This is a genomic window from Flavobacterium frigoris PS1 (assembly GCF_000252125.1).
Taxonomy (GTDB): domain Bacteria; phylum Bacteroidota; class Bacteroidia; order Flavobacteriales; family Flavobacteriaceae; genus Flavobacterium; species Flavobacterium frigoris_A.
This window is the reverse complement of record NZ_AHKF01000038.1, coordinates 1-9819: the sequence shown is the minus strand read 5'-3', so window position 1 is coordinate 9819 and position 9819 is coordinate 1. Positions and strand designations below refer to the sequence as shown.

The 9819-nt window shown below is 32.0% G+C and carries 12 protein-coding genes; all 12 read left to right on the top strand.

Annotated features, from left to right (window positions below; translation table 11 throughout):
- Positions 1-26 precede the first annotated feature (26 nt).
- The 12 genes from HJ01_RS16855 (at position 27) to HJ01_RS16795 (ending at position 9738) form a co-directional block, all read left to right on the top strand.
- Positions 27-305 carry a heavy-metal-associated domain-containing protein gene (locus tag HJ01_RS16855; protein ID WP_007139722.1) on the top strand — a complete coding sequence of 93 codons (279 nt, stop codon included), beginning with the start codon at positions 27-29 and terminating at the stop codon, positions 303-305.
- Between the two features lie 220 nt (positions 306-525).
- Positions 526-2997 (top strand): multicopper oxidase domain-containing protein, encoded by a 2472-nt coding sequence (locus tag HJ01_RS16850; protein ID WP_007139721.1) that lies wholly within the window; start codon positions 526-528, stop codon positions 2995-2997.
- A 194-nt stretch (positions 2998-3191) separates the two neighbouring features.
- A complete protein-coding gene (locus HJ01_RS16845) occupies positions 3192-3671 on the top strand; it encodes a DUF305 domain-containing protein (RefSeq protein WP_007139720.1) in 480 nt (159 codons plus the stop codon).
- Positions 3671-4216 (top strand): helix-turn-helix domain-containing protein, encoded by a 546-nt coding sequence (locus HJ01_RS16840; RefSeq protein WP_202946667.1) that lies wholly within the window; start codon positions 3671-3673, stop codon positions 4214-4216. The genes HJ01_RS16845 and HJ01_RS16840 overlap by 1 nt, the downstream gene beginning before the upstream one ends.
- A gap of 892 nt (positions 4217-5108) precedes the next feature.
- On the top strand, positions 5109-5690 hold the full coding sequence (locus HJ01_RS16830) for a helix-turn-helix domain-containing protein (protein WP_007139717.1): 582 nt from the start codon (positions 5109-5111) through the stop codon (positions 5688-5690).
- Positions 5691-5760: 70 nt separating this feature from the next.
- The gene (locus tag HJ01_RS16825; protein ID WP_007139716.1) at positions 5761-6225 is read left to right on the top strand and encodes a hypothetical protein; all 465 of its coding nucleotides are present in this window, start codon (positions 5761-5763) and stop codon (positions 6223-6225) included.
- 28 nt (positions 6226-6253) lie between these two features.
- A complete protein-coding gene (locus HJ01_RS16820) occupies positions 6254-6511 on the top strand; it encodes a hypothetical protein (RefSeq protein ID WP_007139715.1) in 258 nt (85 codons plus the stop codon).
- 12 nt (positions 6512-6523) lie between these two features.
- A complete protein-coding gene (locus HJ01_RS16815; protein WP_007139714.1) occupies positions 6524-6739 on the top strand; it encodes a heavy-metal-associated domain-containing protein in 216 nt (71 codons plus the stop codon).
- A 23-nt stretch (positions 6740-6762) separates the two neighbouring features.
- On the top strand, positions 6763-6981 hold the full coding sequence (locus HJ01_RS16810) for an SHOCT domain-containing protein (RefSeq protein WP_007139713.1): 219 nt from the start codon (positions 6763-6765) through the stop codon (positions 6979-6981).
- 41 nt (positions 6982-7022) lie between these two features.
- Positions 7023-7274, top strand: a complete 252-nt coding sequence (locus HJ01_RS16805) for a DUF5676 family membrane protein (RefSeq protein WP_238531106.1) — start codon at positions 7023-7025, stop codon at positions 7272-7274.
- Positions 7275-7281: 7 nt separating this feature from the next.
- A complete protein-coding gene (locus HJ01_RS16800; RefSeq protein ID WP_007139711.1) occupies positions 7282-8565 on the top strand; it encodes a multicopper oxidase family protein in 1284 nt (427 codons plus the stop codon).
- An 18-nt stretch (positions 8566-8583) separates the two neighbouring features.
- Positions 8584-9738 carry a hypothetical protein gene (locus HJ01_RS16795; RefSeq protein ID WP_007139710.1) on the top strand — a complete coding sequence of 385 codons (1155 nt, stop codon included), beginning with the start codon at positions 8584-8586 and terminating at the stop codon, positions 9736-9738.
- Positions 9739-9819 lie beyond the last annotated feature (81 nt).

The window sequence follows — 9819 nt, the reverse complement described above, 5'->3', positions numbered from 1 at the left end:
TATAAGTAATCAAAAATAATAATAAAATGAAACACTCTTATAAAATTACCGGAATGAGTTGCAATGGATGTCGTACTAAAGTAGAAACTACATTGAATGCTATAAGTGGCGTGGAGGCTATTGTTACCTTGGAACCAGCAGTAGCCCAAATTACAATGGAAAAGCACATTCCTACTTCACAGATACAGGAAGCTTTAACTAAGGCTGGAAATTATACCATTGAAATGGAAAATTCTAATGACACAATCAATGAAACTATGGAAAATCCGAAAGAAAAATCTTGCTGTTGCAACAACAAAAAATAATAAAACACTCCATAAATGTAAGGTTACAAATAAATTATTTTTAGCCTTACATTTATTATGTTGAGGTCGCTACATACACATCAAAAAATCCATTAAATAGATTTTATATTCCTTTAAACAAAAAGAATAAAAATTTTAAATGATGAAAAGCAAAACTTACGACTATAATACTACTTCCATAAGTAGGATTGAATGTAAGATCAATTTAAAAAACAATATAATGAAGAGTATTAAATATACAGCATTGTTGGTTTTGATTGTTACCCAATCTATTTTTAGCCAGGCAATAGAAGGTAACGTTGATAAACGTCCAGTAAAAGAATATACGCTTACAATTAGAGAGGAAGCAGTTAATAAAGCTGGGGTAGCCGTAAATGGAATGACAGTAAACGGAACTATCCCTGGTCCTGTATTGGAATTTACTGAAGGCGAATATGCAGTCATTTATGTTAAAAATGAAATGAAAAAAGAAACCTCTATCCATTGGCACGGACTTATTCTACCCAATTTTTATGACGGTGTCCCTTATTTAACTACTCCGCCTATTAAACCAGGGCAAACCCTTAAATATGAATTTCCTATTAAACAATCTGGAACCTATTGGTATCATTCTCATACCATGCTACAAGAGCAGAGCGGTGTATATGGCTCTATTTTAATAATGCCAAAAAAGAAAACATTAGAGTACGATAAGGAACTTGTTTTAATGCTTTCGGATTGGACTAATGAAAAACCGATGAATGTTTTACGAAATTTAAAACGAGGTAATGAGTGGTATAGCATCAGAAAAGGTACGTCAACACCTCTTAACCAAGTAATTGCAAGAGGGGCCCTTGGTGCACAATTAAAATTTTGGAAGCAGCGGATGGAAGGCGCTGATATTGCTGACGTATATTACCCTGCCTTCCTCATCAATGGTGAAGAAAAAACAGAGTATCCTCAATTTAAAGCTGGAGACAAAGTCCGTTTAAGAATAATTGATGGTGGAGCTTCAACGTCATTTTGGATGACATTTGGAGGAGGGAATCCGATCTTGGTTTCTTCCGACGGTCTCGATGTTGTACCAATCAAAAAGAATAAGACTTTTATAGGTATTGCAGAAACATATGATTTCATTGTGACTATTCCAAAAGAAGGAAAAATAGAATTTAAAATTACGGCACAAGATGGCTCTGGGACAGCATCAGCATTTCTTGGTTCTGGACAAGTATTGGCTGCAGAAACAATCCCAAAACCCGATAAGATTGGGATGATGCAAAAAATGGCGGAAATGGATATGAAAATGGGCGCTCATGCTCTAAAATTCAGACCCAAAAAAGACGAACGTTTTGAAATGAAAAAAGAATATGGGATGCAGATGGATAAATCACAAGGAATGAAGATGCCCGACAATTCTATGAAGATGGATCATTCGCAAATGAAAGGGATGAAAATGGACGACACGAACCATAAGCAAATGGGTATGCCAAAAGATTCCGCAATGAAAGGAATGCAAATGGACCATTCCAAGATGAAAGGGATGAAAATGAAAGACATCAGCCAAAAGCAAATGGATATGCCAAAGGATACCGCAGTAAAAGGAATACAAATGGATCATTCCAAGATAAAAGGGATGAAAATGAACGACATGAGCCAAAAGCAAATGGATATGCCAAAGGATTCTACAATGAAAGGAATGGATTTGTTTTCAGAGTACAATTATGACTATCTAAAATCTCCACATAAAACAGCCTATGATAAAAGAATTCCCGTAACAGAAATTTTGCTAAACCTTACGGGAAATATGAACCGTTACATCTGGAGTATGAATGGCGTACCACTGTCTGAGACGGATAAAATTAATATTAAAGGAAATCAAGTAACGAGAATAACGCTCAACAATTTAACAATGATGCATCATCCTATGCATTTACATGGTCACTTTTTTAGAGTAATTAATAAAAATGGCGAATATTCACCTTTAAAACATACGGTCAATGTTCCACCAATGCAGGAAGTAACTATTGAATTTTACGGTAGCGAGTACGGCGATTGGTTTTTCCATTGTCACATATTATATCATATGATGGGTGGAATGGCTAGGGTTATTAGCTATGATACACCTCGAGATGTAAGAATGAAAGGATATCCAGTAGCAGACCTAATAGCAGAAACAAATAAGTATTATACTTGGGGAATAGTCGACGCAGCATCGAATTATACAGCTCTTAATATTGTGACTTCCAATATCAGAAACCAATTCAATGCCTCTTTTGAGTACGGATGGAACAAAAATATAGAAGGAGAACTAACATATGAATACTATTTACATGATTATTTACGTGTCTTTGGAGGTGTAAACATAGAAAATGAAACTCGTAAAAGTTTAGATAAATTTAATACAACCGCTGTCGTTGGTCTGCGCTATCTAACACCCTATTTATTTGCACTCGATGCGCGAATTGATAATGAATTGAGACCTAGAATTTCGTTAGGAAGAAGCATTATGCTTTTCCCAAAATTTTCAATATTTGGGTACTATGAATATCAAATAGATTTAGGTCTTGTAAATAACTTACCAATCAACAAGGACTTCGTTCCAGAAACCGTTTGGAGTGCAGGAGCAGAATACTTTATATCAAGAAATATCTCCTTGATGGGGAGTTACGACAATCGTTACGGTGCTGGAGGTGGACTTTCTGTACGTTTTTAATTTTAATATGAATTGCTCCTAATTATAACTATATGAAAACTTTAAAAGATTATAGCAGTAATGACAAACAGTCTATTGAAAAAATGAATTAACAATATCACATGGTAATTCCATAAATATCTATAATAATATGATAATTTAAAAAGCCAAGCAAATATTAAATTAGCACTTAACTATAATTAAAACATCGAAACATGGATCAAGACAACATGCGCTCAAAGATTAATCCTTATGCTAAATTTGCCGTAATCATGGCGGTTTCATTCGTAATCATGTATTCAGTAATGTTTTTAAATGTGGAGGCATTTAGTCACATTTTTAATAGTATTACTCGTTTTTACATGACCACTTTAATGATTGCTGCAATGGCAATTACTATGCTATTATTCATGTGGAAAATGTATCCTAATCGTAAAATTAATGTGGGGATAATTGCATTTGCTGCAATCTCTTTTTTTGGAACATTGTACTTACTCCGAACTCAAACTTTTATTGGTGACGTTCAGTATATGAAAGCCATGATTCCCCATCATTCTTCAGCAATTATGACAAGTAGTAATGTGGACTTTAAAGACCCAGAAGCCAAAAAATTAGCCGAAGATATAATTGCTGCTCAAGAACGAGAGATTAAGCAAATGAATGAAATGATTGTTCGTTTACAGAATAAAGAGTAATAGTGAAGATATTTATTAAAAACATGGTTTGTAATCGCTGCAAGGTAATAGTGAAGTCCGAGTTTAAAAAACTTGGACTTACTCCTGTATGTGTTGAAATCGGCGAAATTACAATTCGAGAAGATTGCATATACAGTGTAAGAGAACAACTAATTATTAATTTGAACTCTTTAGGATTAGCAATTATAGATGATCGAAAAAGTCAAACCATTGAAAAAATAAAAATCATAATTTTAAATTTGGTACATCATTCTGAAGTAGTGTTGAAAATAAATTTATCTAATCATATCAGCGATCAACTAAACCAGAATTACCATTATTTAAGTAATCTTTTTACAGAAGCAAACGAAATGACTATTGAGCATTATTTTATTGCTCAAAAAATAGAACGAGCCAAAGAATTATTAATATACAATGAACATTCCTTGAGTGAAATAGCCTATCAACTAAATTATAGTAGCGTTGCTCATTTAAGTAAGCAGTTTAAAAAAGTAACAGGATTAACTGCTACTAGTTTTAAAAAAATAAAAAGATCAAAAGCATAATGCATTTGATAATCTGTAAATTATACTAAAAAAATACAAAATTATACTAATTAAACACTTGTTAAATTTATAATTTCACATAGTAACAAAATTGTTAATAGTAACAATATAAGTGCTAAATTATGAAGATTTCAAAAGAATATATTGCTATTTGTTTAACTTGTCGTATTGGGTATAAAGGTTATTCCATATCACGTATTGAAATCAATCTTGAAATTTCATCCAAATATAAAACACTTTGCCTTAATTGTACGGGTAACGACAAAATATTAAGAATTAATTAAAAGTAAGACAAACGGTTTATGTTGGTCTTACTTTTTTTTTGTTCTTACTTGAAAGGAGACACACTAATAAAAGGAACCAATTATGAATTATACAAAGTAGTGATGTAAAAGTATTTGGGCCGCGTAGAATACGCAACTAATGGATGGGATGTAATCATTTTTAATATTCATTTTTTTGATTACAAACTTTTGAAACCTGATAAATATCATGTTAATTACTTGATATTCATCGTAAATTCGAATTTAAACAGAGAAGAAGTATTAAACGATACTATTAGCAAGTTCAATTTTAATTATAACAAAAAAAATCATTCTAAAAAGGAATAAAAGTTATAAGAAAATAATTATTGCATACCCTAGCATAGAATCTAAAAACTATAATCAATGTAACAAAAATTTCAAATAAACGGAATCGGTTGAAGTGGATGAGTAGTAAGGGAAAATAAAATTCTAGAATCGTGTCCTAACGTCGATAAATAAGAAAATATACTAAAACTTAAAGAAGCAACCTCATCACGAAAAATGTAGCTCTTTCAGTTAAAATGCAATTATGATTGTAATGGTAATTACAATGTTAACTAAATTATTTGAATTAAATCGAATGTAATATGAGTATGCAGAAAGAATTTTGGATTAAAAACATGGTATGCAGTCGCTGCCTTACCGTCATCAAACAAGAACTCGAAAACCTTAAGGTTATTATCCTATCCTTAGAGCTAGGAAAACTTATCGTAAAAACAGACAAAAATATAAATCCAACTTTATTGTCAAGCATTTTCAAAGTTCTTCAGTCCAATGGTTTTGAAATTGTGCAAAATGAAGATGAAATGCTAATTGAAAAAATAAAAATAATACTTATAGAATTATTAGTTGATTTACCATTATCAATTAAGGTAAACATATCTGAACTTCTTTCTTCTTTGTTGCATCGAGAATACAAAACGTTGAGTAAACTGTTTTCGAAGAAAGAAAAAACAACTATTGAAAAATATTTCATCAAATTAAAGATTGAAAAAGCAAAGGAACTTATCCAGTTAAAGCAGTATTCTTTTTCAGACATCGCATATCAGCTCGACTATAGTAGTATCAACCATCTGTCAAGACAGTTCAGAGAAATAATAGGAATGAGTATGACCGATTATAAAAATTCAGAAAGTTGGGAACGCAAATTTTATGATGAAATTATATAAAATACAACGGAAATTATGCAGGAAAGCTACCTGTAAAGCCAATAAATTAGATTAATTTAAAACAAACAATATGAAAACTCTAGTAATTATTTTATCTGTAATTGGGCTGTTAAGCTTAAGCAGTTGCGATCAAAAAACCAATGTAAAAACGATGCTTCAAAATTCTGAAACAAGGAGTGAAATCATCAAAACCATTGCAGGAAATCCAGAATTTATGACAGAATTCATGGCGAATATGCAAGGAAAAGACATGCAAATGATGCAGGGTGATCCAAAAATGATGGGCGCCATGATGCAAGGAGAAGGTATACAAGTGATGATGAAAGATAGTACAATGATGTACTCCATGATGAACGGAATGATGAATGACGGTAAAATGATGGGAACCATGATGAAAATGATGCACGAAAAAGGAATGATGAGTGAAGACTGCATCAAATCTTGCACAAAGATGATGGAAGAAAAAGGCATGGAAATGCAGGGTATGAACAAGATGGCTATGCCAACTGATAAAGACCATACTAACCATCACTAATTTTTTTTAAATTCTAAAAATACTAATAATGAAAAATAATCACTTGATTTGGATGATGATCAGCTGTGTATTACCGCTATTACTTATATTTTTAGCACCCGCATTTGGTGTAAGAAGTAGTTTCTCACTTTTCCTTTTCATCATTTTCATGTTTGCATGTCACCTGTTTATGCCTAATGGCTCACATAGTCATGGTGACCAAAATAATTCCCAACAAGATCAAAAGCAACACGAACGCAATAAAGAAATACCTAACATAGAATCTAAAGATCATGAACATCACTAAAAATTAAAATCAATGAAACAAAAATTTCAAATAAACGGCATCGGTTGTAGTGGCTGTGTAGCAAGGGTGAAAAAAAATCTAGAATCACATCCTAGCATTGACAAAGTAGAGATTGCTCTGATACCTAGAGGAGCTACCATCATTACGATAAATGAAGCTCTTTCAGTTGAGGAATTACAAGAACAACTTGATGAACTAATTGGCTATACCATTACAGTAATAAATTAATAACAACATAAAAAGATAAAATTATGCATGATTACAGCTCAAATTACGGAGGAATGCACCTGATATGGTGGATTATATGGATGTTTTTTTTAGTATGGATTTTCTTTGTTCCAGCGGATATACCCTATCAAAAATCTAAAAAGGAAAGCCCACTAGACATTTTGAAAAGACGTTTTGCAAATGGTGAACTATCTAAAGAAGAATTTCAAGAATCAAAAAAGATTTTAGACAACAACAATTAATTAAAAGCCTTAAAATTATGTTTCGACTAAACGTAAAAAAAATGGGGTTTGCAACCGGATTTACGGGAACTCTACTTTATTTGGGGTGTATGATTGTGATTAATACCGTTGGAAAAGATGGTAGTGTTATTTTTTTTAATAGCTTATTACACGGGTTAGATACGACAAGTATTATAAGAATGGATGTACCACTTTTAGAAGCATTCTTTGGCATTATACAAACATTTATTTTAGGTTGGCTTATAGGTGCTTGTATTGGTGCTTTTTATAATTTACAAATAAAAAACAAATAGAAAAATTATGGACAGAAGAAATTTTTTAACCACTGGTGCTTTATCATCAGCAGGATTGGTATTATTTCCTGGTAATTTATTAGCAAAAGAAACAAAAATTGACAATAAAGAGAAACTCGTTCAACCATTAATTTATAAAATGGACGGAGAATGGAAAGAGTTTGAACTCTACATAGATATTCACACTCATGAGCCTGCACCAGGCTATAAATATCATACACTTGCTTTTAATGATATGATTCCTGGTCCAGAAATAAGAGTTAATGCTGGGGATAAGGTTAGAGTAAAATTTATAAATAAAACAGATCTTAATCACACCATACACTGGCACGGCGTTCATGTACCTTGGAGAATGGATGGTGTTCCTTTTGTTACCCAACTACCCGTAATGCCAAAAAATGAATTTATTTACGAGTTTGTTGCGGAGCCTGAAGGAACTCATTTCTACCATTGTCATTGGGGAACCTTAATGCACATGCAAGCAGGAATGTTCGGAAGTTTGATTATCGAAAACCCGAATGATTCTATAAAAAAACAGTTTCCTTATGAACGTGAATATACATTAGTCTATTCTTCACATGATACTAACTACGTTCGAGAAGAAATGAACACTATGTTAGAACGCATGAAACAACGCAGTTATCTAATGAAAGAAGAAAGATTTGACCCTGAACAATGGGCAGTGTTTGACAATAAAGACCAATTTATGACCAGTATCGAAAATGGATACCAACCACCATATGTTACAAACAGAAGATCAAATTCTGATTTGCCTCAAGCAAATTGGTTTACTGTAAACGGTAAGTCTTACCCGTCTACTCCGTATGTATTTATTAAGTCTGGAGAAAATATCCGTATTAGGCTTATAAATGCAGGTGCAGAAACACATCATCTACATTTACACGGTCACGATTTTTGGATGGTAGCTGATGATGGTGTGCCTATTGACAATCCTTGGAAGCGAAATACTGTACCTCTTACACCTGGGAAAACTTTTGATATTATTGTCGAAGGTAAAAATAGAGGTATTTGGACGTTTCATGATCATGATACACGTAAAGTAACTAACAACGGATTATATCCTGGTGGAAACTTACTGGCTTTGGTATATGAAGATTTACCAGCTGATGAATTAATTATTTCAAAACATTCTGGAAACCCTATGTACAATTCAAAAGCTGGTATGGGAGATATGGAAGGAATGGATTCTATGGGAAATGAGAAAATGAGTAATAGGAACAAAATGATGTTTGGAGAAGATAAGCTACCAAAAATTGCTCTTGACGAATAATTAATTAAATAGATTAAAATGAAAAAAATTATATATATAGCTATCTTATTTTCTGGCCTAGCAAATGCACAGATTACACCAGAATTTGAAATCGGAGCCAAAGGAGTTTTCTCTGGAAATTTAAATTTAAATTCTGACGAATCAAGTGCTGTTTCAGATTTTTCAGATACCCAATTATTAATGGGCTTACGTCAAAAACTTTATAATAATTGGAGAGCACAGTTTGTTTTAGGACTTCAATTCCCAGATGCAAACTCTAATCTAGGAGAAGTGTTTTACAATAATATTTTTATTCGTTTAGAAGATCAAAAAAACATTGTCAAACTTGGTAGAACTCTCGCTAAAACAAATTTAAATCAATTTCCTACACTTCGAGATGATGATGCGCAACAATTTACCTATGCTTTAAATCCATTTTCAGATGGAGTAAATACAGAAAGAGATCAATATGCCAATGTATTAGAATACAGTCACATATTTAAACAACGGCTTTATGTGTCATTACACGGAGAAAATTTTTATGACAGTATGGTGCCCGATGATTTTAGATTAAATTCAATAGGAGCATCTCTTATGTATAAAGTGCCATTAAGTCAAAGATGGAATAGAAATGTAATTCAAGAAATTGGTATAAGTTATAACAATTATTTTACTGATAGACTAGGTTACTCAAACGATTTTGATGCTTCAGTTAAAAATCTTCTATTTAGTACGACCCTGAACCTAAAGCCGGATCCAATAAACTTTATCGACTTTAGACTTCAAGCCATTCAAAATTTTGGTTGGAAAGAAGTAGTTACGTTAAACGAGTATTTTGATTATACAAGAACAGAATCAACAACCGTCTTTGGTACATTTCGATTTTTAAAACAAAAGTTAGAAAGACCTAATTATCAAATATCCATAGGTGGTGGATACAAATCCTTACCCAATTTAGAAGTAGATTCAAATCAATTAATAATTATTGCAAATAGTTTTTATCGCATTGGAGAAAGTTTTGATATTGGTTTACAATATCGTTATACTGAAAATACGGGCTTTACTGAAAGTTTATTTGGTAAAAATGAGCATCGTATTCAATTAGCAATAGTATATTCATTTAGTAAAATATTTAATAAACAGTTTGGTGATCGTGAAGACCTATTAAATTTAGAACATAATTATTTAAGATAAATATAATCAATTAATAACGCGAAAAAATAATTTAAAATTGAAAAATTCAACTGAGAAAAAAAATATGTTATCTTTAATAGG